This is a genomic window from Streptomyces sp. SID12501 (assembly GCF_010550245.1).
Classification (GTDB): domain Bacteria; phylum Actinomycetota; class Actinomycetes; order Streptomycetales; family Streptomycetaceae; genus Streptomyces.
The window spans coordinates 1-412 of the sequence record NZ_JAAGLU010000859.1; the positions used below are offsets into that span (position 1 = coordinate 1).

The following is a 412-nucleotide window of genomic DNA, read 5'->3' on the forward strand; positions in this document are numbered from 1 at the left end:
ACGGTGTCCATGTGGGCGCCTGGCAACTCGAACGGCCCGATGGTCGTGGTGGCCACGCCGAAGGTCGTGCTCGTCGGGGTGCCTACAGCGGTGCCGTTGACCGTCACCTGCACCTGCCCCGTCGCGCCCGACGTGTCATTCGTGTGCGCGACCACGACGTAGGCCATCGGCGCTTGCTTCTCGACCGCCGTGAGATACAGGTCCGTGAAGCTGACGCTGCTGGTGCCGGGCCAGTCCAGGTAGAAAGCCCTGCCGAACCGGATTGGGATGTACGGGCGGGCCAAACCAGCGCCCGCTACGGCGTCGTCGGCAAAGATGACGTTTCCGGCTCGGTCATAGATCGACAAGGACTGCCGGTCGACGCCCGTGACCGTGGGATGGGCCTGGACTGCCGCGGCGAGGCCGCCGTCCT

General features: G+C 67.5%; 1 pseudogene. It reads right to left on the reverse strand.

The annotated features are described in order from the left end of the window. Positions 1–412: pseudogene (locus tag G3I71_RS48845) on the reverse strand (hypothetical protein); the annotation flags it as partial.